Below are 22035 nucleotides of genomic sequence, written 5' to 3'. Positions count from 1 at the left end.
TCGTGATGATGGCAGGGCTCAGGGAGCTCAAGAAGGAACGCACCCGGCGGCACCTCGCCGAGGTGGCGCTGCGGCTGTTCGACGAGCGCGGCTACGACGCGGTGACGGTCAACGAGATCGCCGAGGCGGCCGGCGTCGCCAAGGTGACGCTGTTCAACTACTTCCCGTCCAAGGACTGCCTGGTCCTCGACGGCGTGGCCGACGACACGGCGGCCGTCGTCGCCGGGCGGCCGGAGGGGCAGCCGCCGCTGGCCGCGCTGCGCGAGCACTACCGGCGGGCGGCGGCCGGCGCGGTGGACGAGATCGACGTCGGCCACCTGCTCACCCAGGTGCGGGTGATCGCCGCGACCCCCGCGCTCATGGCCGGCGTCTACCAGGCTCACCTGGGCCGCCGTTACGAGCTGGCCGCCGCGCTGGCCGCCGACGTGGGGGAGGCGCTCGCGCCGCTGCTGGCCGGGCAGATCACCGCCGCGCTCACCACCCTCCAGGAGTCGTTCTTCCAGCGCCTGGCCGCCGGGACGCCGCTGGAGGAGGCGCGGCGGCTGCTGGCCGCCGACGTCGAGCTCGCCTTCGACCTCCTCGAGAACGGGATCAAGCAGTGAAGAAGGGCATCAACTACGACACCGGGTTCCTGCCCGAGCCCGGCCGCAGCCGCCTCCGCTTCGACCGCGACACCGCCCGCCGCGAGATGCGCGTGATCGCCGAGGAACTGCACTGCACAGTGGTCCGCGTCTCCGGCGCCGACCCCGCCCGGCTCACCGTCGCCGCCGAGGAGGCCGCCGCGGCCGGGCTGGCGGTCTACTACGCGCCCTTCCCCGTCGACCTGCACCCGGGCGAGACGCTGGAGCTGTACGCCGAGTCGGCCCGCCGGGCCGAGGCGCTGCGCCGCACCGGCGCCGAGGTGGTCCTGGTGACGGGCTGCGAGACCAGCGCCTTCGGCCACGGCTACCTGCCCGGCGCCACCTACGGCGCCCGCATGGCCGCCATGGGCGAGGCCGACGCCGCATGGTGGGCGACCACGGTCCCGCCCGTCGTCGCGCGGCTCGACGCGTTCCTCGCCGAGGCCGCCGAGACGGTCAGGCCGCTGTTCGGCGGGCGGCTCACCTACGCCGCCGGGCCGTGGGAGTTCGTCGACTGGACGCCGTTCGACCTGGTCGGCGTCGACGCCTACCGTGCCGCCTACAACGCGGACGCCTTCCGCGACGAGATGCGCGCCCACTTCGGGCACGGCAAACCGGTCGTCGTCACCGAGTTCGGCACCTGCCCCTACCGGGGCGCCGCCGAGCGGGGCGGCTCGGCCTGGGCGGTCCCCGGCGACGCCGTGCCCGACGAGGGCGAGCAGGTCCGCTACCTGGAGGAGCTGCTCGACGTGTTCGAACAGGAGGGCGTCGAGGCCGCGATGTGGTTCACGTTCGCCGGCTACACGCGGATCGGCGGCGCCGCCGACCTCGGCTCCTACGGCGTCGTCAGCATGCTCGACGAGACCCGCTGGCGGCCCCGCCAGGTCTTCCACGCCATGGCCGCTAGGTACGCGCGCAGCTGAAGATCGCGGTGCCCGGCAGGTGGCGGCCCCGCAGCGGGCTCCAGCCGCCCCACACCCGCTCGTGGCCCTCCGGCCACTCCGGCTCCAGCAGGCCCGTGAGGGCCAGCCCCGAGGCGACGACGAGACCCACCCAGTCGCCCAAGGTCCGGTGGTGCTCGACGTAGCTGAGATTGCCGTCCTCGTCGTGCTCGGTGTAGGGCGAACGGTCGAAGTAGGAGCGGTCGGACGTCAGCCCGCGCGGGCCCGGATCGTCCGGGAACGCCCACCGGATCGGATGGCTGACCGAGAACACGAACCGCCCGTCCGGCACCAGCACCCGGCGCACCTCGCGCAGCACCCCCAGCGGGTCGGCGACGAACGGCAGCGCCCCGAACGCCGAGCACGCCAGGTCGAAGCTCTCCGCGGCGAACGGCAGCGCCTCGGCGTCGGCCTGCACCAGCGGCACCGCCCGGCCGCCGGGAGCGCCGTCGAGGTCGATGCGCTGGGCGTGGCGCAACTGGCGATGCGACAGGTCGAACGCCGCCACCCGCGCCCCCTGGCCCAGCAGCCAGCGGGCGCACTGCGCCGCCCCGCAGCCGATCTCCAGCACCCGCCGCCCGCGCACGTCGCCGAGCAGCCGCGCGTCGGCCTCGTCGACGCCCTCGGGGCACCAGACGAAGCCGTCGTCGCGCAGGAAGTCGCCGTGCTCCAGCTGGTAGTCGTCGGCGTTGCCGTCCCACCAGCCCCGGTTGGCCCGCGACGAGGGTGAGATCACTAGCGCATCTTGGGGCCGCGCGGCATGCGGGCGCCCTTGGGCATCGGGCCCTTGGGCATCGGCATGTTCTTCGGCAGCGACCGCAGCCGGTCCTTGACCTCGTTGACGGCCGGCTTCTTCAGGTTGCGCGGCAGCTTCATCAGGTGGCGCTGCAGCTTGCCGAGCGGCACCTGGCCCTCGCCGTCACCGCACTGCACGTCGTAGATCTCGACGCCCAGCACCACCCGGGCGACCCGCTTCTTCTCCGCCGCCAGCATCTTGGCCACCCGGTTGCCGGGACCCTCCGACACCAGCACGACGCCCGGAAAGCCGACCACCATGTGGATCAGGTCCTGGTCACGGTTGACCGCGATGGCGGGGGTGACCTGCCAGTTGCCGCGCATGCCCTGCAGCACTGCGGCGGCCGCGCCGGTCTGGCCGTGCAGGATCGAATACTGGGCCCGCTGCGCGAGCTGCCCGAACACCACCAGGCCGACCGTGAAGGCGGCCAGGATGCCCAGGAACACGGAATACCACAGGTAGTCCGTGACCAGGCCGATCACGACGACCACAGCCAGCGTGCCCACCGCCGAGAGGAAGACGATCGGCATCCCCTTGGGATTGGCCTGCTTGATGATCTGCGCGATCATGCGGAGCTGCTTGATGCGCCCCGGCTTATCTGGGTCCTCGGACTTCGCCATGCAAGGAAGGATACAAACGAACCGGACAAGTACGGGAACCCGGCAGGGGTCACGCCGCCACGAAGAACTCCAGCAGCTCGGGCAGCAGCGCCCCGGCCGCCACGTTGTGCGTCTGGCCCTCCAGGACCCGGTGCGCCGCGCCGGGCACGCACGCGGCCACGGCACGGCCCGCCGCACCCATCCAGGAGGGGCTGAGCTCGCCGTTGAGCACGAGCGCGGGCCGGTCGAGCCCGGCGAGGCGGGCCGCAGGAAGCGCGTTGCCCGGCCCCATCACGGCCGCCTCGTAGGCCAGCGTGTGGGCCAGCGCCTCCAGCTCCGCCCAGTGCGGGCCGGCCCGCATCGCGGCGACCGTCTCCGCGGGCGTCTCGGCGGCGGCCGTCATGAACAGCTCCACCGCCTCACCCCGGCTGCCCCGCCCCACCAGATCGGCGAGCCGGGCGGCGAAGTCCGCGGGCAGCCCGGGCGCGTCCGCGCCGACGTGGTAGGGCGGCTCCCACAGGGCCAGCTTGGAGATCTGCGGCATCCGTACGGCGGCCTCCAGGGCGAGGGCGGCGCCGGAGGAGCCGCCGAACACCATGGCCCGCCCGCCGGCCGCCGCCACGACGGCGGCCAGGTCGTCGATCTCACGCTCGGCCGAGTAGGGAGGCGTGTCGCCGCTGGCCCCGCGCCCCCGGCGGTCGTAGTCGAACACCGTGAACCACGGCGCCAGCCCCGAGGCCACCGCGGCCATGAGCGGATGACCGCGGCCGGTGAACGCCCCGTGCACCAGCACGAGCGCCGGACCGGAGCCGTGCCGGTCGACGGCGATCGCGGTGCCGTCGGCCGAGGTGACGATGAAGGTCCCGGTCACGAAGGCTGGACGAGGCACAGGACCTCCCAGTGGTGGCCGTCGAGGTCGGCGAAGGCGCGCTGGTAGCGGAAGGCGTCACGCCGGGCCCCGCCCAGCGCGGTGCCGCCGGCCTCGACGGCCTTGGCGGCCAGCTCGTCCACCCGCGCCTCGTTCTCCACGCCGAGCACCAGGATCGCCTCGGTGGCCTTGGTGGCGTCGCCGACCTCGCGGTGCGCGTAGGACGCGAACGTGGGCTCGGCCAGCAGCATCACCTGCGTCTCGTCGTTGACGACGACGGAGGCCATGTCGTCGGCGGCGCCGAACAGCGTGAAGCCGAGCTCGGTGAAGAACGCCTTCGACCGGGCGAGGTCCTTGACGGGGAGGTTCACGAACAGCTGCATCTTCTTCCAGCCCTTCCGGTGAGTTCGTGCCTCAAGCATGCTCGCCGGGACCGGCCCCGGTCTTGCACGTGCGCGCCGGGGACTTGACGATCAGCGCACTACCCGCAGGCGCGCCGGTAGGCGGCCGGCGGCACTCCGTAGGCGCTGCGGAACAGGCGGCTGAAGTGCGCCGGGTCGGGCAGCCCCCAGCGCGCCGCGAGCACGCTCACCGGGGTGTCGCGCAGCGCCGGGTCGGCCAGGTCGGCGCGGCAGCGTTCGAGCCGCCGGTGCCGGATCCACGCCGCCACCGTGGTCTCCCGCGCCTCGAACAGCCGGTGCAGGTAGCGCGGCGAGATGTGGTGCGCCGCCGCCACGCCCGCCGGATCGAGCCCGGCGTCACCCAGGTGCTTCTCGATGAAGGCGTGCACCCGGGCCAGCAGCGCCTCCTGCCGTGTCTCGTGCGGCACCGCGCCCAGCTCCTCGACCCGCTCGGCCACGGCCGTGGTGACCAGGTCCATCACCACGCCGGCCAGCCGGGCCGCGCTGGCGGGCCGGTAGGAGTCGAGGTCGAGCGCCACCCGGCGCAGCAGCGGCGCGGCCAGCGCCCCGGCGCCCTCGCCCGAGGCGATCGGCACCGCCGTGACCGACGCCGCGCCGGGCGGTAACCGCAGCAGCTCACGCGGGAAGCTGAACACCGCCAGCCGCACCGCGGAGTCGTAGACCAGCTCGTAGGGCCGGGTGAAGTCGTAGAGGGCGAACTCGCCCGGGCGCAGCCGCGCCTGCCTGCCGTCCTGGCCCAGCAGCGGGGTGCCCGACACGGGCAGCACCAGCCGGTAGAGCTCGGGGCTGTCGCGGCGGATCAGGCCGGGCGTGCGGTGCACGCTGTGCGGCGTCGAGGTCTGCACCTTGCCGACGCCCACCGGCCCGAGCTGCCCCGCCTCGATCTGCCCGCGCAGCGGCGCGTCGGCGTCGACACGCACGTCGAGCGGCCCGAGCGCGTCGCACACGACGCTCAGCCACGCCTCGCGGCGCTCGGCCGCCGGCACGTCGGCGGCGCGGATCAACACGGCCATGGGGGGAGCCTCCCTCAGGATGCTCACCCCATGGTAGCGATTCGATCAGGCCGTCTGGCGGGCCGCGATCGCCTGCTGGTAGAGCTTGCCGGCGCGGTAGGAGGAGCGGACCAGCGGCCCGGACAGCACGCCCGCGAAGCCGATCGCCTCGGCCTCGGCCTGCAGCTCGACGAACTCCTCCGGCTTGACCCAGCGGTCCACCGGGTGGTGGCGCGGGGTCGGGCGCAGGTACTGGGTGATCGTGATCAGGTCGGTGCCGGCCTCGTGCAGGCCGCGCATCGCCTCGACGATCTCCTCACGGGTCTCGCCCATGCCGAGGATCAGGTTGGACTTGGTGACCAGCCCGGCCTCGCGGGCCATCGTGAGCACCTCCAGCGAACGCTCGTAACGGAACCCGGGACGGATCCGCTTGAAGATGCGCGGCACGGTCTCGACGTTGTGCGCGAACACCTCGGGCTTGCTGGAGAAGACCTCCTCCAGCTGCTCGCGGTTGCCGTTGAAGTCGGGCACCAGCAGCTCGACGCCGCAGCCCGGCAGCAGCGCGTGGATCTGGCGGGCCGTCTCGGCGTAGAGCCAGGCGCCGCCGTCCGGCAGGTCGTCGCGGGCCACGCCCGTCACGGTCGCGTAGCGCAGGCCCATCTGCTGGACCGACTCGGCCACCCGGCGCGGCTCGTCACGGTCGTACTCCGTGGGCTTGCCGGTGTCGATGAGGCAGAAGTCGCAGCGGCGCGTGCACTGGTCGCCGCCGATGAGGAAGGTCGCCTCGCGGTCCTCCCAGCACTCGTAGATGTTGGGACAGCCCGCCTCTTCACAGACCGTGTGCAGGCCCTCCCGGCGCACGAGCGATTTGAGCTCGGTGTATTCGGGGCCCGTCTTCAGCTTGGTCTTGATCCACGGGGGCTTGCGCTCGATAGGGGTTTCGGCGTTGCGCACCTCCAGGCGGAGGAGCTTTCGGCCTTCAGGAGCAACGGTCACCCTCACAGCTTACGTCTCCGGCCGCCCGAGCCGGATCGAGGGTCGCTCTCAGGTGATGAGGCCGAAGCTGCGGATCGCCCGCGTGTAGTGGCGCAGCAGCTCGGCGTCGATCCGATCGGACTCCGCCTCGCCCAGCAGGACGGCGTTGGACGAGCCGGGCACCTCGCTCGCCCGCGCGCCGAAGCGGGCCAGCGCGCCCTGCCGGATCGCCGTCACGTTCTCGCCGCGCAGCACCGCGGCCTGCATCGGCGCCAGGTAGCGGTGCCCGGCGACCAGGTCCTCCAGCTCGGCCAGCTCCTCGGCCGTCGCCACCCGCAGCGCCAGCGCCCGCCTGCGCTCGGCCGCCTGCCCGTCGCCCGACCGCGCCAGCCGCGTCAGGCCGTACTCCAGCAGCAGCACCGGCGCGCCGAACACCCGGCCGATCAGCCGGCCCAGCAGCCCCGCCGCCTGGTAGCCGGTGGTGGGCGCGTCGAGCGCGCCCAGCGTGACGGTGATCTTGACCTCGGCGTCCTCGCGCGCCTGCAGCGGCGCGGCGCCCAGCAGCGCCCCGCGCCACTCGGCCAGCGTCGACAGCGCGCCGCCGATCACCACGCCGTCGCCGTCCGCCGACCCGGCGTACGCCGTCGCCAGCAGCGTCACCCGCTGCCTGGCCGGCAGCGCCATCCACAACGGCAGCCCGACGACCAGCACGGGCGTCCGGAAAAGCCCCAGCTTCTCGTACGAGGCGGCCGGGGCGATGTCCCTGACCGCGATCCTCGCCGGACGCCTGACGCCCATCCGGTCCGCCACGCGCTCGGCCGTGCCGTACAGCTCACCGGCCGACTCGCGGTCGAGCACCTCGGCGTCGCCGGGCAGCCGCCCCAGGCGCGGGCGCAGCATCCAGCCGATGCCGATCAGCAGGCCGCCCAGCACCCAGGCGACGGCGAACTCCGCGTTGACCGCGATCGTCCAGCCGCCGAGCACCACGAAGGCGACGGTGAGCGCGTGCACGAGCAGGGCGAGGAGGAACGCTGTGACCCGTTTCACATCGCGATAGTAGAGCGGCATGTCGCCCATCGGCCACTATCTGCGGAGAAGATCCTCTTCGTGCAGGTCGAACGGCTCCCGCCCGAGCGCCTCGGCCAGACGCTTCTCGGCGATCGGCATGACCTCCTCCACCACGATCCGCCGTCCCGTCTCCGCGGAGAGCGTGGAGACGCCCACGTCGGGCAGCCCGCACGGGACGATCCGGTTGAACCACCGCGGATCATTGGCGCAGTTGAGCGCGAAACCATGCATCGCGACACCGCGCGACACCCGGATGCCCACCGCGCCGAGCTGCCGGTCGGGCAGCCCCAGACCGGCGTCGCCCACCGCCCACACCCCGGCCCGCCCGCGCACCCGCCGGGCGGTCACCCCGAAGTCGGCGCAGATCTGGATCATCGTCTCCTCGAGCCGGCAGACGTAGTCGGTCACGTCGGAGACGGCCACGATCGGATAGCCGACCAGCTGTCCCGGCCCGTGCCAGGTGACCCGCCCGCCGCGGTCGACGTCGACCACCGGAGTGCCGTCGGACGGCCGCTCGTCCGGCCTGGCCCGCTTGCCCGCCGTGTAGACGGGCGCGTGCTCCAGCATCAGCAGCGTGTCGGTGAGCTCACCGGCGGCCCGCTTGCCGTGCACCCAGCGCTGGAGCGACCAGGCCTGCTCGTACGGGACGTCGACGCCCAGGCGGACGACGGCGAGTGCGTGGGGATCGACCCCATGGGTGGGGCGCATGTGTCCATTGTGCCGTTCCCTCACCCTTGTAGGGTAATTCAGGAAGTCAGCAGGCGGGGTTCGATCCTGAACTCCTTCACGCCGCCCGCGCCGTCATGCTCCAGCTTGTACGCATAGCCGTCAGGATCGGTCGTCACCGCCTGGATGAACTCGGTGCCGACGTAGTGCAGCGCCACGCCCTCGTCGGCCGCGTAGCCGCCCGGCAGCTCGCCCGAGGCCACCGACTGCTGCAGCAGCGGGCGGCGCTGCGGCTCGGCGTTGTAGTGCACGCCGCACGAGTAGGGCAGCAAGCCCAGGCCGTCGGCCCACACCCGCAGCTCGGGGCCGAAGGAGTCGGTGTTGCCGCCCACGTGCCAGCACAGGGCGCCCGCGCTCTGCCCCGACAGCACCACCCCGGCCCGCCACGCCTCCTCGAACGCCTCGTCCAGGCCGTGCAGCCGCCACAACGCCATCAGATTGGCCACGCTGCCGCCGCTGACGTAGATCATGTCCTGTTCCAGCATCCACGCCCGCGGATCGGTCACGTTGGGCATCGGGAACACCGTCAGATGGCTCAGCTCGACGTCCCAGCCCGCGAACGCGCCGTACATCTTCAGCACCCAATCGGCGCTGTCACCCACCGCGGTCGCGAGCAGGCCCAGCTTGGGCCGGTCCTGCCCGGTCAGATCAAGCCCGTAGCGCAGCAGCGGGCTCGCCTCCAGGAAGCCGTGGCGCTCGGTGGCGCGGAACGATCCGCCGCCGATGGCGAGAATGTGGGACTGCCCTGACCTGGTCATGTCGGAATCTCCCCGATGCGTAGGACGAACAGCACACTAGAGTACGGCGCGCAGCGCATCGCCGAGGCGCGTATGCGCGAAGCCATAACCGCTGTTCACCAGCTTGTCAGGGACGATCCGGTGCCCCGGGAGCAGCCCTTCCTGCGCGAACTCGCCCAGCCCGAGCCGCAGCGCGAACCCCGGCACCGGGATCGGCATCGTGGCGCGTCGCACCGCCCGGCCGAGCGTGCGGGTGAACTCGGCGTTCGTGACCGGCGTCGGTGAGGTGAGGTTCACCGGCCCCACCAGATCCCGATTTTTCACCACATGGATGGTCGCCTGGACCCAGTCGTCCTCCGAGATCCACGACCAGAACTGCTTCCCCGACCCCAGCGGCGCCCCCAGCCCCGCCCGGAAGATCGGCAGCATCCGGCCCAGCGCCCCGCCGCGACGGCTCAGCACCAGCCCCGTCCGCAACTGCGCCGCCCGCACCCCGAACTCCCCGGCGGCCCGGCCCTCACGCTCCCACCGCTCGCACAGCTCCGCCAGGAACCCCTCGCCCTTGCCCCGGCTCTCGTCGACCACCTCGTCGCCGGTGTCGCCGTAGAAGTCCACGCCCGACGCCGTCACCAGCGTCGCCGGCGGACGCTCCAGCCCCCGCATCGCCTCCACCAGCAGCCGCGTGCTGTCCACCCGGCTGCGCACCAGCTCCCGCTTGTAGTCCGCGCTCCACCGCCGGTCCGCGATGGGCGCCCCGGCCAGATGCACCACCGCCCGCGCCCCGTCGAGCACCGCCGGATCCAGCACCCCCGCACGCGGCTCCCACCGCGCCTCGTCGGGCCCGCGCGGCTCCCGCCGCACCAGCGTCACGACCCGCTCCCCGCCTGCCCGCAACGCCTCGACCAGCGGCCCGCCGAGCAACCCCGACGCCCCGGTCACAACGATCGCCATCCCCCAACCCTACGCCGCCCCACCCCACCTTCCGAGGACGCGGCCCTCCGGGGGCCTTTCGGGGTCCCCGCCTCTGGGGTCCCCGCCTTTCGGGCTCCCCGTCCTCCGAGGTCCGCGCCCTCCCGAGGACCTCCCCCAAGACCCCCGCCCCTCGGGGACTTCGGGAGGCGGTCCCCTCCCACCCATCCCGCCCCACGGGGCCCCGCCGTCCAGGGACCACCGCCCTCCGAGAACCCCGTCCTCCGAGAACCCCGTCCTCCGAGAACCCCGTCCTCCGAGAACCCCGCCCTCCGAGAACCCCGCCCTCCGAGGCTTCGGCAGGCGTCCCCTCCCGCCTGCCCCGCCCTCACGGGTGGCCGCATGCGGAGGTTGCGGCCAGGCGGCCCCTCGGGGCAGTGGGGCCCTCCTGGGGCTGGCCTGGGCGGCTCGCCGTTCGGTGCCCGCGGGGCCCGGGTCTGGGGACCGGGGAGGCCGGGGACCGTAGGGCCGGGGGACCGCTGGCCGCTTGGGGCGGCTCCCCGCGCGGGCCCGGTCAGGTGGGGAACCTAGCGGAGGGCACGGTCCTGTTGGGGAACTAGCGGCGGCCCGGTCCTGTGGGGGACCTAGCGCCGGTCCGGTCCTGTGGGGCCTTTGAGGCGCGTACGGGACCGCTCCGGACCGGGCGGAGGCCCCCGGAAACGCGCGGGGCCGGACGCGCGGGTGCGCGTCCGGCCCCAGGGGCGTGCGGTGGTCAGGCGAGGCCGAGCTGGGCCTCGAAGCGCCCTTCCTCCAGGCGCCGCTTGATCGTGGTGAGGAAGCGGGCCGCGTCGGCGCCGTCGACCAGGCGGTGGTCGTACGTGAGCGCCAGGTAGACCATCGACCGGACCGCGATGACCTCGCCCTCCGGCGTGTCGACCACGACGGGACGCTTGACGACGGCGCCGGTGCCGAGCATGCCGACCTGCGGCTGGTTGAGGATCGGCGTGTCGAACAGGGCGCCGCGGCTGCCGGTGTTGGTCAGCGTGAACGTGCCGCCGGTGATCTCGTCCGGGGTCACCTTGTTGGCGCGGGTGCGCTCGGCCAGGTCGGTGACCTTGCGGGCGAGCCCGGCGAGGTTGAGGTCGCCGGCGTCCTTGACCACGGCGGCGAGCAGGCCACGGTCGGTGTCGACCGCGATGCCGAGGTTCTCGACGTCGAAGTAGGTCACCTCGTTGGTCTCGTTGTTGATGGTCGCGTTGAGCTTGGGGTGCTGCTTGAGCGCCTCGACGGTGGCCATCGCGAAGAACGGGGTGAACGTCAGCTTGACGCCCTCGCGGCGGAAGAACTCGTCCTTCGCCTGCGCCCGCAGCCGCGCGATCTTGGTGACGTCGACCTCGACGACCGAGGTGAGCTGGGCGGCCGTCTGAAGCGACTCGACCATGCGCTTGGCGATCGTCTGGCGCAGGCGGGTCATCTTCTCGGTGCGCCCGCGCAGCGTCGTGTCGACCTCGACCGGCTCGGGCGCGGCAGCCGGGGCGGCCTGCGCCGGAGCGGCGGCCTGGGCGGCGGGAGTGGCGGGAGCAGCCGCGGCCGGGGCGGCCTGGGCGGCGGGAGCCTGCTCGCGGCGGCTCTTGGCGGCCTCGAGCACGTCCTGCTTGCGGATGCGGCCGCCGACGCCGGTGCCGGTGATGGCGTCGAGGTCCACGCCGTGCTCGTTGGCCAGCTTGCGCACCAGCGGCGTCACGTACGGGCTGTCGCCCGAGGTGGGCAGCGGCGCGGGAGCGGCGGCCTGGGCGGGCGCGGGCGCGGGAGCCGGGGCGGGGGCCGGCGCCGGAGCGGGCTCCGGCTGCGGGGCCGGGGCGGGCTGCGGGGCGGGCTGCGGGATGGAGGAGGCGGGGGCCGGAGCGGGCTCAGGCTCGGGCTCCGGCTCGGGCTGGGCGGCGGGGGCGGCCTCCTCGGCGGGGGCGGCCGCGCCGGCCTGGCCGCTCTCGTCGATGATGGCCAGCTCCGCGCCGACCTCGACGGTCTCGTCCTCAGCCACGACGATCTTGGTGATGACACCCGCGGAAGGCGACGGGATCTCGGTGTCGACCTTGTCGGTCGACACTTCAAGGAGCGGCTCGTCGGCCTCGACGCGCTCGCCCTCCTTCTTCAGCCAACGGGTGACGGTGCCCTCGGTGACGCTCTCGCCGAGCTGGGGCATCTGTACGGAGACCGGCATCGTTATTCTTCTCTCGCGTTCTGATCTCGAGGGCGGATTAGTTGTGTACGTGCAGCGGCTTGCCGGCCAGGGCCAGCATCGCCTCACCGACCGCCTCGGACTGGGTCGGGTGTGCGTGGATGAGCTGGGCGACCTCTGCGGGCAGCGCCTCCCAGTTGTAGATGAGCTGGCCTTCGGTGACGAGCTCGCCGATGCGGCGGCCCACCATGTGGACGCCGACGACCGGCCCGTCCTTGCGGGCGAGGACCTTGACGGCGCCGCCCGTGCCGAGGATCTGGCTCTTGGGGTTGCCCGCGAGGTCGTAGACCTGCTCGACGATCTCGATGCCGCGCTCGGCGGCCTGCGCGGACGTGATGCCCACCGAGGCGACCTCGGGGTCGGAGTAGGTGATCCGGGGCACGCCCGCGTAGTCGATGGGCGGCGGGTTGAGGCCCGCGATGTGCTCGGCCACCATGATGCCCTCGGCGAACCCGGCGTGGGCCAGCTGCAGCGTGGGGATCAGGTCGCCGACGGCGTAGACGCCGGGCGCGGTGGTGCGGCAGTGCTCGTCGACCGTGACGGCGCCGCGCTCGATCGTGACGCCGGCCTCCTCGAAGCCCATGCCGGCCGAGACGGCGCCGCGGCCGACCGCGACGAGCAGGATCTCGGCGTCGAGGGTCTTGCCGTTGGCCAGGGTGACGAGCACGCCGGTGTCGGTGGTCTTGACGCTCTCGAAGAAGACGCCGAGCTCGTACTTGATGCCGCGCCGGCGGAAGGCCCGCTCCAGCAGCTTGGAGCTGGACTCCTCCTCGGTGGGCAGCAGGTGCGGCAGCCCTTCGACGATGGTGACCTCGGCGCCGAAGGAGCGGTAGACGCTGGCCAGCTCGACGCCGATGACGCCGCCGCCGAGGACGACCACGGAGGCGGGCACCCGGTCCATCTTCAGCGTGTGCTCGCTGGTGATGATCCGCTCGCCGTCGATGTCGAGGCCGGGCAGGCTGCGGGGCGCCGAACCGGTGGCGAGCACCACGTTGCGGCCCTCGTACACCTCGTCGCCGACCTGGACGCGGCGCTCGGCGAGCAGGCGGCCCTCGCCCTCGACCACCGTCACGCCCGCGGCCTTGAGCAGGCCCTGCACGCCCTTCCAGGCGCGGCTGACGATCTTGTCCTTGAAGGCGTGCACGCCGGCCACGTCGATGCCCTCGAAGTGCGCCTTGACGCCGAACGAGGCGCTCTCGCGGGTCTCGTCGGCGACCTCCGCGGAGTGCAGCAGGGCCTTGGTGGGGATGCATCCCCGGTGCAGGCAGGTGCCGCCGATCTTGTCCTTCTCGATCAGGGCGACCGTCATGCCCAGCTCGGCTGCCCGCAGCGCGCAGGCGTAACCGCCGCTGCCGCCACCTAGGACGACGATGTCGTAGGCCACAGGAAGGCTCCTTGTCGGGGTGTTCGTGATGCCGTCATCTTTTCATCTGTTCCGGGCGCTCGGGTGCCGGTCCCCTCAGATGCTCGCGTGCCGTTCGGCGAGCGCGATAAGGGTGCGGGCGAAGGCGCCGGTGCCGCCCTTGGGGGTGTAGCCGTGCGCCTCGCCCTTGTTGAAGGCCGGGCCGGCCATGTCGATGTGCGCCCAGCGGACGCCGTCGGGCACGAACTCCTTGAGGAAGATGCCCGCGGCCAGCATGCTGCCCCAGCGCTCGGGCTGCAGGTTGGCGATGTCGGCGACGGGGGAGTCGAGGCCCTTGCGCAGCTCCTCGGGCAGCGGCATGCCCCAGGCGCCCTCGCCGGCGGCGGTCGCGGCCTCGACGACGAGCTCGCGCACGGCGTCGTCGTTGGCCATGACGCCGGCGGTGCGCCAGCCGAGGGCGACGATCTGCGCGCCGGTCAGCGTGGCGACGTCGACGATCAGGTCGGGGTTGTCCTCGGCGGCGCGGGCGATGCCGTCCATGAGGACGAGGCGGCCCTCGGCGTCGGTGTCGAGCACCTCGACGGTCTTGCCGCTGTAGCTGTGGATGACGTCGGAGGGGCGCTGGGCGGTGCCGCTCGGCAGGTTCTCCGCCAGGCAGAGGTAGCCGATGGCGTTGACCGGCAGGCCCAGGCGGGCGATGCCGACGAGCGCCCCGAAAACGGCGCCCGCGCCTCCCATGTCGGACTTCATCCAGTCCATGGACGCCGACGGCTTCAGCGACAGGCCGCCGGAGTCGAACGTGATGCCCTTGCCCACGTACGCCAGCGTCTTGGTGGCCTCGGGGTGGGTGTAGGAGAGCCGGACGAGCCGCGGCGGGTTGACCGAGCCCTGGCCGACGCCGACGAGGCCGCCGTAGCCGCCGTCGCGCAGCTGCTTGTCGTCGAGCACCTCGACGCTCAGCCCGTGCTCGGCGCCGGTGCGCTCGGCGATCTCGGCGAACTTGGCCGGCCACAGGTCGGACGGCGGCGTGTTGACCAGGTCGCGCACCAGCGTGACGGCGTCGGCCAGGATCGCGGCACGCTCGCCGGCGGCGGCGTCCTCGCCCGACAGGACGGTCAGCTCGCTCACCGGCTCCTTCTGGCCCTCGCCGGTGCGGTAGCGCGAGAAGCCGTAGGCGCCCAGCAGACCGCCCAGCGCGACGGCCTCGGCCTCGGCGGCGGAGCCGGCGGGGAGGGCGAGCGCGGCGCGGGCGGTGCCGGCCAGCGAGCGCACGGCGGCGCCGGCGGCGCGGCGCAGCCCTTCGGCGTCAGGGGACTCGCCGAGCCCGACGGCCACCAGCACCGGAGCGGTGACGGAGCCGAACGTGGGCAGTTTGGCCAGCTCGCCCGGCCTGCCGGAGAAGCCCACGGAGGTCAGCGAGGAGGCGAGCTTGCCACCGAAGGCCGCGTCGAGGGATTCGGCGCCTGTGGCGGGGCTGGGACCGCCGGGGCCGGACAGGAACCCGACGATGAGCGCGTCGGTGTCGAACGAGACGGGATCTGCTGAGTTCAGCCGCACAGTGGTCACGTAAACCGATGCTATCCAGGGTTTCCAGGCCCCACAAACAGGGGTTCATCCCATGAATCATGACCAGCGACATGGTGCTATTGTCATTAGCACCATGTTGCTGACGCTCGACCTCAACGACGCCCGTCCCCTGCACGAGCAGGTCGCGGGCGCGATCCGCCGCGCCATCGGCGAGGGCTCCTACGCGCCGGGCGACCGGCTGCCGCCGGCCCGCGACCTCGCCGACGCGCTCGGCATCAACCCCAACACCGTGCTGCGCGCCCTGCGTGAGCTGCGGGAGGAGGGGCTGCTGGAGTTCCGGCGGGGGCGCGGCGTCAGCGTCGCGCGCCACGCCGACGGACGCGCCCTGCTCCGCGAGCGGGCGCGCGACCTGCTGGACGAGGCCAAGAGGTACGGATACCGCCGGGAGGACGTCATCACGCTGCTGGAGGAGCTCGCATGAACATCCGGATCGCCGCCCTCACGGGGGCGGCCGTCACCGCCGTCCTGATCCTGCTGCCGCTGGCGGTGCGTGACCGGCTGCCCGAGCCGCTGGCCGTGCACTGGGGGCCGGGCTCGGTGCCCGACGGCTCGGCGCCGCTCGCCGTGTTCGTCACCACGCTGCTCGGCACCTGGGCGCTGATGTGGCTGTTCGCCCTGGCGGCGGTGGCACGCGGCGCCGTCCGGCCGGGCGCGGGCCCGGGGCGGGCGGCTGCCGGGCCGGGGCGGGTGCGGGCGCTGGGGGCGTGGGCGTTGCTCGCCGGTGGCGGGCTGCTCGCGCTGGGCGTGGCCGTCTCCACGGTGCTGGCCAACCTCGACGCGGCGAGCTGGTCCGACGCGCGCCTGCCCGTCTGGGCGCCCCTGGCCGTCGCCGTGGTGCCGCTCGCCGCGATGGCGGCCGCCGCCTGGCTCGGCCGGGGCGGCGCGGAGCGGGCCCCCGAGGGGGAGCCGCCGTCGCTGGAGCTGCGCCCCGGCCAGCGCGCGGTGTGGGTGAGCCGGGTGGGCAACCCGTGGCTGCTCGCCGCCACCTGCGCCGCCGCCGCGGCGCTCGCCGTGGCAGGGGTGCTGCACCTGACCGGCATCGCCTCCGGCGCACCGCTCGACGCGCTGGTGCCCGTGCTGACCGTGGTGCTGATCGCCGGTCTGTTCACCTCGTCGGCGCGTGTGCGGGTGACGGCGGACGGGGTGGCGATCGGGTTCGGCCCGCTGGGTTGGCCGGTGCGCCGCATCTCCCTCGCCAAGATCGACAGCGCCTGGCCGGAGCAGCGCTACCCGAGCCAGGTCGGCGGCTGGGGCGTGCGCGGGCTGCCCGGCGGCGCGACCATCATGCTGCGCGGCGGCGACTGCCTCGTCATCCGCTACCGGACCGGCGGCGAGCTGGCCGTCAGCGTCGACGACGCCGGCCGCGGCGCCGCCCTGATCAACGCGCTCGTCGCCGAAAGGAGCGTCGCGTGAAGCCGCTGCCCGTCTTCCTCGCCGTCGCGTTCGTCCTGTCCTGGGTGGTCGCGCTGCCCCTGTGGCTGGCCGGCGGGCTGGCCTCGCCGCTGGCCCGGCCGCTGGCGCTGCTGATGATGTTCACGCCCGCGATCGGCGTGCTGGCGGCCTGGCTGGTCAGCCGGACGCCGCCGCGCCAGTGGGCCCGCGAGACCGGGCTCACCCTGGGCGAGCGCAAGGGACGCACGGGCCTGCTCGTGCTGGCCGCCTGGCTGGGCGTGCCGCTGCTGGTGCTCGCCGCGGTCGCGATCAGCGCCGGTCTCGGGCTGATCACGCTGGACCTCGACGAGATGAGCCTGTTCCGCGAGCAGTTGCGGGCCACCGGCGTGCCGGTCCCCGAGAACCTGGCGCCCGTCGCCGTCACCCAGGTCGTGGTCGCCGCGCTGGCCGGGCCGCTGCTCAACGTGCTGCCCTCGCTGGGCGAGGAGTGGGGATGGCGCGGCTACCTGGCGCCGCTGCTGGCGGAGCGGCGCGGCGTGCTGCCCGGGCTGGCGCTGTCGGGCGTCGTCTGGGGGCTGTGGCACGCGCCGCTGACGCTGCTCGGCTACAACTACCCGATGCTCGGCTCGTGGGCCGCCGTCTACTTCGTCGGCTTCTGCGTGCTGGCCGGGGTGCTGCTCGGGTGGCTGCGGCTGCGCTCGGGCAGCGTGTGGCCCGCCGTCGTGGCGCACGGCTCGCTCAACGCGGTCGGGCCCGCGGTCTTCCTGCTCGGCGACGTCGCGTCGCCGCCCGACCTGGTGCTCGCCGGGCCGTCCGGTCTCGTCGGCTGGGTCCTGCTCGCGGCCTGCGCGGCCGTGCTGCTGAAGAAGCTCCCGGTACGGGGCACGCCGGCGGTGTGATCAGCCGAGCGCGGCGCACACCACGAGCGTGACCGCCGTGGCCGTCTCGACCAGGGCGCCGAGCACGTCCCCGGTGACCCCGCCGAGCCGCCGCCGGGCGTGCCGCAGCAGCGCCAGCGCCGCTCCCAGCCCGGCCAGCGCCCCCGCCACGAGCGCGACCGGCCCGGGGACACCCGTCTCACCGGCCCGCCCGGTCCCGAGGGCCGCCCAGCCTGCCAGGGCGGCCCCGGTGACGAGCCAGGCGGTGCGCGCGCGTACCGTGCCCGCGACCAGGACGCCGAGGCCGTCGGGGCGGGCGGCGGGGACGCCCGCCCGGCAGGCCCAGGTGAGCGCCAGCCGGCCGGTCACGCAGGCGGTCACCAGCGCGGGCGCGCCCGCCAGGAACAGCGCCGGACCGCCGCCCGCCGTCCCGGCCCCGGCGGCGGAGAGCGCGGCCGCCTGGATCAGCAGCGTGAACACCAGCGTCACCACGCCGAACGGCCCGATGTCCGACTTTTTCATGATGTCGAGCGCCTGAGACGCCGGCCTGCCGCTGCCGAGCCCGTCGGCCAGGTCCGCCAGCCCGTCCAGGTGCAGGCCGCGCGTCAGGACCGCCAGCAGGCCGAGAGCCAGGGCCGCGCCCATCAGCGGCGGGCCCGGCAGCAGCAGCGCGAGCGACGCCACGACGCCCAGCGCCAGCCCCACCAGCGGGGCCAGCGCCATCGCCCGCCCCGCCACCTCCCGGTCGACCCGCTCCACCCGCACGGGGAACACGCTCAGCGTCCCGACGGCGAACCGCAGCCCGTCCATCAGAGAAGCCCGCGCATCAGAACAGCTCGTCCAGCAGCCGGTAGTAGCGCAGCCTGTCGTCGTCCACCTCGGCCGCCCCGTACGCGCGCAGGAACTCCCCGGCGGCGGGCCCGTCGAGCTCGCGCAGCGCGAGCGCCAGGTCCACGTGCCGGTCGGCCACCCCGAGCGCGCCCACGTCGATCAGGACCGCTTCGCCCGACGGCGAGGCCAGCACGTTGGCCGGGGTGTAGTCGCCGTGCGTGACCACCAGGTCCTCGCGCGCGGGCCGTTCGGCCACCAGCCGGTCGTAGACCTGCGCGGGGGTGAGCCCGGCGGTGTCGTCGTCGAAGTCGCCGTCGTCGACCAGCCCGTCGCGCACCCGCCCGGCCGCCCGCGCCAGCTTGACGTCGAGCCGCTCGTCGAACGGGCACTCCGCGACCGGCACGTCGTGCAGCGCGCGCAGCGCCGCGCCCATGACGGCCCCGGCGTCCGCGGACGGCCTGCGCTCCAGGCTGAGCCACCCGGCGTCGGCCAGCACGAGCGCGTCGCCCTCGAAGGCCACCACGTCCGGCACGCTCATCCACCGCTTGAGCCACAGCAGCCGCTCGTGCTCGGCCCGCGCCCCCGGGCCCTGCTTGACGTAGAAGGCGCCGGTGGGGCCGGTGACGCGCAGCGTCTCGCCGCTGAGACCCTCGTGGTCGTCGGACCAGATCGCGTCCTCGCCGAAGAGATCGAACATCCGCCCAGGGAGCTGCATAACCGACGATCCTATGGGGCCGACTAGGGTGGCCGGATGCACGTGCTTGAACTCGAAGGCGTAGGCGTCCGGGTCGTCGGCAAGACGTTGCTGGACGGGATCGACTGGCAGGTGGCCTACGGCGACCACTGGGTGATCCTGGGTCCCAACGGCGCCGGGAAGACGACGCTGCTCTCGCTGGCCGCGGCCGTGCGGCATCCGACGACGGGCGCGGTGAACGTCCTGGGCCACCGGCTCGGCCGCGTCGACCTGCGGGAGCTGCGCCGCCACATCGGCCTGGTCGCGGCCAGCCAGCGGCTGATCGACGAGGACCTGATGGAGGAGGAGGGGGCGACCGCCCACACCGTGGTACTCACCGGCCACACCGGCACGAGCGCCCCGATCTGGGACAAGTACGGCGACGCGGAGCGGGAGCGGGCGCTGCGCCTGCTGGCCGACCTCGGCTGCAAGGACCTGGCCGAGCGGCCCTTCCGGGTGTGCTCCCAGGGCGAGCGGGCCCGGGTCAGGGTGGCCAGGGCGCTCATGGGGGACCCGGCGGTGCTGCTGCTGGACGAGCCGTTCGCCGGTCTCGACCTGCCGGCCCGCGAGGACCTGATCAGCGCCGTGGAGAACCTGGCCGGGACCCGGCCGGTGCTCACCACCGTCACCGTGACCCACCACCTGGAGGAGGTCCCGGCGACGACCACGCACGCGCTGCTCATGCGCGACGCCCGCGTGCTGGCTGCCGGGCCGGTCGACGACGTCCTCACCCCGGCCAACCTGTCCGACTGCTTCGGCCTGCCGCTGCACGTCGACCGCCTCGACGGCCGCTGGTACGCCCGTTCGGTCCGGCCCTGAGGCTCACAGCGGCAGCGGGCGCCCCGCCACGACCAGGGCGACGTCCTCCGACTCGGCGGCCAGGCGCTCGTTCAGCCGGCCCAGCGCGTCCCTGAAGGCGCGCACGCCGGCCGTCGCGGGCACCACGCCCATGCCCGTCTCGTCCGACACGGCCACGACCCGGCGCGGCGCGTGCCGCCAGGCGCGCACCAGCTCGTCGCAGCGCCGCTCCACCGGCGCGCGGTCGCCCTCCCAGGCCGCGTGCTCGTCGAACACCGCCGCCAGCCAGGTGCCGAGCCCGTCGACCAGCAGCGGCCCCGTGGCGGCCCCGATCGCGCCCGTCAGGTCCGTCGTCTCGGCCGTCGCCCAGTGCGCGGGCCTGCGCACCCGGTGGGCGCGCACCCGCGCCGCCCACTCGCCGTCGCCCTCCCCGCGGGGCCCGGTGGCGACATAGGTCACGTACGGCTCGGCGGCCAGGCGCAGCTCGGCCTCGGCCGACTTGCCCGAACGCGACCCGCCCAGCAGCAGCGTCCGCCGGGGCGCGGGGGCGGGCGGCGACGGCGGCACGCGCGTGTCCAGGACGGCGCCGTCGGGCACCGCGCGGGCGCCCCACAGGCGCAGCCGCCTGGCCAGCTCGTCCTCGGATCGGACGCGGTGGTCCAGGCCGACGGCGACGACGTGGGTGCCCTCGTCCACCAGCCCGGCCCGGCGCATCTCCCCCAGCCGCTCAGGGCGCTCCAGGAGGTCGATCAGCACCGCGTCGTAGCGTCCGGGGCCGTCGGGGGGCGGCGGCGCCCCCGCGGGCGCGTACAGGAGGGCTGAGCCGTCCGGGGCGGTGAGCCCGAGGCCGCCCGCGTGCGCGCGGTAGCCGGGCGGCGCGTCCGTCCACGGGTACGCCGCCCTCCCGTCGACCACGAGCCCGAACGGCGCCCGGCCCGACGGGCGGGTCAGGCACGACGCGCAGGGGCAGCCCGGTTCGGGCCAGCCCGCGTCGCCGGCGGTCCCGGTGAGAAGCAGCTCCACCGGGCCGAGCGTACAAACCTCCGTGAGCCGGCCGTCACACGCCCCGCACGAGTGGCGCCGGTGGGACGGGGGAGGACAGGAGGACGGCCGTGCCGGGCGCGGCGGCGAGCCGGAGTAGGGTTCCAGTGCCGTCGAGAGGCTGCGCCGGCGAACCCGCGGAAAAAGGAGCGTATGGCATGACATGGCGGTGGCGTTATGAAAACGCGCAGGGCGGTGAGGTGACGGATCGCCCTTTGCCGCGAGAGGTTTTCCCGAGCCAGGCCGACGCGGAGTCCTGGCTCGGGGAGAACTGGCGTGAACTCCTCGAATCCGGCGTCGAGCAGGTAGCCCTGCTCGACGAGGACCGGGTCGAGTACACGGGTCTGTCATTGCGCCAGCAATAACCGCCGGAATGGAGAAACCCCTTGAGCGCGTACGCCGCTCAAGGGGTTTTCGTTACGCGCGTGACTAGGGGCGCTTGGGCGGGCTGGCGGTCTTGGCCGGGTCGCGCTCCATGATGGGCGCCACCACGTCGTCGATCCGCTTCATCACCTCGGCGTCGAGCTTGACGCCCGCGGCCTTGACGTTGTCGCGCACCTGCTCGGGGCGGGAGGCGCCGACGATGGCGCTGGCCACGTTCGGGTTCTGCAGGACCCAGGCGACCGCGAGCTGCGCCATCGTCAGGCCCAGGTCGGCGGCGATCGGCTTGAGCTCCTGCACGCGGGCCAGCACGTCGTCGTTCATGAACCGGGCGATCATGCCGCTGCCGCCGGCCGTGTCCGTGGCGCGCGAGCCCTCGGGCGGGGCCTGGCCCGGCAGGTACTTGCCGGTGAGCACGCCCTGCGCGATCGGCGACCAGACGATCTGGCTGACGCCCTCACGCTCGCTCAGCGGCACGATCTCCGACTCGATGACCCGCCACAGCATCGAGTACTGCGGCTGGTTGGACACGATCCGGTCGAAGCCCATCTCGTCGGCGATCCTGAGCGCGTCGGCGATCTGGCCGGCGGTCCACTCGCTGACGCCCACGTACAGGACCTTGCCCTGGCGCACCAGGTCGTCGAAGGTCTTGAGCGTCTCCTCCAGCGGCGTCTCGTAGTCGTAGCGGTGCGCCTGGTAGAGGTCGACGTAGTCGGTCTGCAGGCGGCGCAGCGAGCCGTTGATCGACTCGGTGATGTGCTTGCGCGACAGGCCGCGGTCGTTCGGGCCCTCCCCCGTCGGCCAGTAGACCTTGGTGAAAATCTCCAGGGACTCCCTGCGGACGCCCTTGAGCGCCCTGCCGAGCACCTCCTCCGCCTTCGTCCCCGCGTAGACGTCGGCGGTGTCGAACGTGGTGATCCCCTCGTCGAGAGCCGCCTGCACGCACTGCTTGGCGGCGTCCTCCTCGACCTGGGAGCCGTGGGTGAGCCAGTTGCCGTAGCTGATCTCGCTGACCAGGAGACCGCTGCGGCCGAGGTGACGGAATTCCATACATCCGACCTTAGGGGTTGTCCCGGCATCACGGTCACCAGGGGCGCGGAGGGGAGATCATCCGTCGGTGCGGGGCGATAGGGTCGGCC

The 22035-nt window shown here is 73.8% G+C and carries 24 protein-coding genes; 7 read left to right on the top strand and 17 right to left on the bottom strand.

What is annotated here, in order from left to right:
* Positions 1-5 precede the first annotated feature (5 nt).
* Positions 6-602 carry a TetR/AcrR family transcriptional regulator gene (locus tag ACBI99_RS05575; RefSeq protein ID WP_246646616.1) on the top strand — a complete coding sequence of 199 codons (597 nt, stop codon included), beginning with the start codon at positions 6-8 and terminating at the stop codon, positions 600-602.
* Positions 599-1543 (top strand): hypothetical protein, encoded by a 945-nt coding sequence (locus ACBI99_RS05570; RefSeq protein ID WP_357586446.1) that lies wholly within the window; start codon positions 599-601, stop codon positions 1541-1543. Before ACBI99_RS05575 ends, ACBI99_RS05570 begins: the two co-directional genes overlap by 4 nt.
* On the opposite strand, the gene ACBI99_RS05565 is transcribed toward ACBI99_RS05570, so the two are convergent.
* The 13 genes from ACBI99_RS05565 to ACBI99_RS05505 form a co-directional block, all read right to left on the bottom strand.
* Positions 1524-2297 carry a class I SAM-dependent methyltransferase gene (locus ACBI99_RS05565; RefSeq protein WP_375071793.1) on the bottom strand — a complete coding sequence of 258 codons (774 nt, stop codon included), beginning with the start codon at positions 2295-2297 and terminating at the stop codon, positions 1524-1526. The two genes, ACBI99_RS05570 and ACBI99_RS05565, sit on opposite strands and share 20 nt — an antisense overlap.
* The gene (locus ACBI99_RS05560; RefSeq protein WP_219516439.1) at positions 2297-2977 is read right to left on the bottom strand and encodes a DUF4191 domain-containing protein; all 681 of its coding nucleotides are present in this window, start codon (positions 2975-2977) and stop codon (positions 2297-2299) included. Before ACBI99_RS05560 ends, ACBI99_RS05565 begins: the two co-directional genes overlap by 1 nt.
* A 49-nt stretch (positions 2978-3026) precedes the next feature.
* Positions 3027-3827 carry an alpha/beta hydrolase gene (locus ACBI99_RS05555; RefSeq protein ID WP_308126142.1) on the bottom strand — a complete coding sequence of 267 codons (801 nt, stop codon included), beginning with the start codon at positions 3825-3827 and terminating at the stop codon, positions 3027-3029.
* On the bottom strand, positions 3824-4207 hold the full coding sequence (locus ACBI99_RS05550; protein WP_219516435.1) for a VOC family protein: 384 nt from the start codon (positions 4205-4207) through the stop codon (positions 3824-3826). The genes ACBI99_RS05555 and ACBI99_RS05550 overlap by 4 nt, the downstream gene beginning before the upstream one ends.
* Before the next feature lie 98 nt (positions 4208-4305).
* Positions 4306-5259, bottom strand: coding sequence for a helix-turn-helix domain-containing protein (locus ACBI99_RS05545; protein ID WP_219516427.1), 954 nt, complete (start codon positions 5257-5259; stop codon positions 4306-4308).
* Between the two features lie 45 nt (positions 5260-5304).
* Complete coding sequence (lipA, locus tag ACBI99_RS05540) at positions 5305-6234, bottom strand: lipoyl synthase (RefSeq protein WP_219516418.1); 930 nt, start codon at positions 6232-6234, stop codon at positions 5305-5307.
* A 48-nt stretch (positions 6235-6282) separates the two neighbouring features.
* The gene (locus ACBI99_RS05535) at positions 6283-7260 is read right to left on the bottom strand and encodes a hypothetical protein (RefSeq protein WP_375071792.1); all 978 of its coding nucleotides are present in this window, start codon (positions 7258-7260) and stop codon (positions 6283-6285) included.
* A 36-nt stretch (positions 7261-7296) separates the two neighbouring features.
* The gene (lipB, locus tag ACBI99_RS05530; protein WP_219516404.1) at positions 7297-7989 is read right to left on the bottom strand and encodes a lipoyl(octanoyl) transferase LipB; all 693 of its coding nucleotides are present in this window, start codon (positions 7987-7989) and stop codon (positions 7297-7299) included.
* Between the two features lie 38 nt (positions 7990-8027).
* Complete coding sequence (locus ACBI99_RS05525) at positions 8028-8765, bottom strand: Type 1 glutamine amidotransferase-like domain-containing protein (RefSeq protein WP_375071791.1); 738 nt, start codon at positions 8763-8765, stop codon at positions 8028-8030.
* 36 nt (positions 8766-8801) lie between these two features.
* Positions 8802-9695 (bottom strand): TIGR01777 family oxidoreductase, encoded by an 894-nt coding sequence (locus tag ACBI99_RS05520; protein ID WP_375071790.1) that lies wholly within the window; start codon positions 9693-9695, stop codon positions 8802-8804.
* 730 nt (positions 9696-10425) lie between these two features.
* On the bottom strand, positions 10426-11874 hold the full coding sequence (gene sucB, locus ACBI99_RS05515) for a 2-oxoglutarate dehydrogenase, E2 component, dihydrolipoamide succinyltransferase (RefSeq protein WP_375071789.1): 1449 nt from the start codon (positions 11872-11874) through the stop codon (positions 10426-10428).
* 37 nt (positions 11875-11911) lie between these two features.
* Positions 11912-13276 carry a dihydrolipoyl dehydrogenase gene (lpdA, locus tag ACBI99_RS05510; RefSeq protein ID WP_357586454.1) on the bottom strand — a complete coding sequence of 455 codons (1365 nt, stop codon included), beginning with the start codon at positions 13274-13276 and terminating at the stop codon, positions 11912-11914.
* A gap of 75 nt (positions 13277-13351) precedes the next feature.
* A complete protein-coding gene (locus tag ACBI99_RS05505) occupies positions 13352-14821 on the bottom strand; it encodes a leucyl aminopeptidase (RefSeq protein ID WP_375071788.1) in 1470 nt (489 codons plus the stop codon).
* Between the two features lie 94 nt (positions 14822-14915).
* Between ACBI99_RS05505 and ACBI99_RS05500 the strand changes: the two genes are divergently transcribed.
* Genes ACBI99_RS05500 through ACBI99_RS05490 form a run of 3 tightly spaced genes read left to right on the top strand, consistent with a single transcriptional unit; the run spans position 14916 to position 17133 of the window.
* Complete coding sequence (locus tag ACBI99_RS05500; RefSeq protein ID WP_219516333.1) at positions 14916-15263, top strand: GntR family transcriptional regulator; 348 nt, start codon at positions 14916-14918, stop codon at positions 15261-15263.
* A complete protein-coding gene (locus ACBI99_RS05495; RefSeq protein WP_375071787.1) occupies positions 15260-16255 on the top strand; it encodes a hypothetical protein in 996 nt (331 codons plus the stop codon). The genes ACBI99_RS05500 and ACBI99_RS05495 overlap by 4 nt, the downstream gene beginning before the upstream one ends.
* The gene (locus ACBI99_RS05490; protein ID WP_375071786.1) at positions 16252-17133 is read left to right on the top strand and encodes a CPBP family intramembrane glutamic endopeptidase; all 882 of its coding nucleotides are present in this window, start codon (positions 16252-16254) and stop codon (positions 17131-17133) included. Before ACBI99_RS05495 ends, ACBI99_RS05490 begins: the two co-directional genes overlap by 4 nt.
* Here ACBI99_RS05490 and ACBI99_RS05485 read toward each other — a convergent pair whose 3' ends face one another.
* Positions 17134-17922, bottom strand: a complete 789-nt coding sequence (locus ACBI99_RS05485; protein ID WP_375071785.1) for an adenosylcobinamide-GDP ribazoletransferase — start codon at positions 17920-17922, stop codon at positions 17134-17136.
* 16 nt (positions 17923-17938) lie between these two features.
* Entirely contained in the window at positions 17939-18640 is a 702-nt protein-coding gene (locus ACBI99_RS05480; RefSeq protein ID WP_375071784.1) for an aminoglycoside 3'-phosphotransferase, read from the bottom strand.
* A gap of 54 nt (positions 18641-18694) precedes the next feature.
* Between ACBI99_RS05480 and ACBI99_RS05475 the strand changes: the two genes are divergently transcribed.
* Positions 18695-19495 (top strand): ABC transporter ATP-binding protein, encoded by an 801-nt coding sequence (locus tag ACBI99_RS05475; protein ID WP_219516319.1) that lies wholly within the window; start codon positions 18695-18697, stop codon positions 19493-19495.
* A 3-nt stretch (positions 19496-19498) separates the two neighbouring features.
* Here ACBI99_RS05475 and ACBI99_RS05470 read toward each other — a convergent pair whose 3' ends face one another.
* Positions 19499-20497 carry a bifunctional adenosylcobinamide kinase/adenosylcobinamide-phosphate guanylyltransferase gene (locus ACBI99_RS05470; protein ID WP_375071783.1) on the bottom strand — a complete coding sequence of 333 codons (999 nt, stop codon included), beginning with the start codon at positions 20495-20497 and terminating at the stop codon, positions 19499-19501.
* A gap of 176 nt (positions 20498-20673) precedes the next feature.
* On the opposite strand from ACBI99_RS05470, the gene ACBI99_RS05465 reads away from it, so the two are divergent.
* Positions 20674-20880 carry a hypothetical protein gene (locus tag ACBI99_RS05465; protein WP_357586467.1) on the top strand — a complete coding sequence of 69 codons (207 nt, stop codon included), beginning with the start codon at positions 20674-20676 and terminating at the stop codon, positions 20878-20880.
* A gap of 64 nt (positions 20881-20944) precedes the next feature.
* Here the strand turns inward: ACBI99_RS05465 and ACBI99_RS05460 are convergent, their stop codons facing one another.
* Positions 20945-21946, bottom strand: coding sequence for an aldo/keto reductase family protein (locus ACBI99_RS05460; protein ID WP_219519607.1), 1002 nt, complete (start codon positions 21944-21946; stop codon positions 20945-20947).
* Between the last annotated feature and the right edge of the window lie 89 nt (positions 21947-22035).

Origin of the sequence: Nonomuraea sp. ATR24, assembly GCF_041950485.1 — a bacterium.
GTDB lineage: Bacteria > Actinomycetota > Actinomycetes > Streptosporangiales > Streptosporangiaceae > Nonomuraea > Nonomuraea ceibae.
The sequence above is the reverse complement of the archived record's forward strand: the minus strand, read 5'-3'. Positions and strand labels throughout refer to the sequence as shown.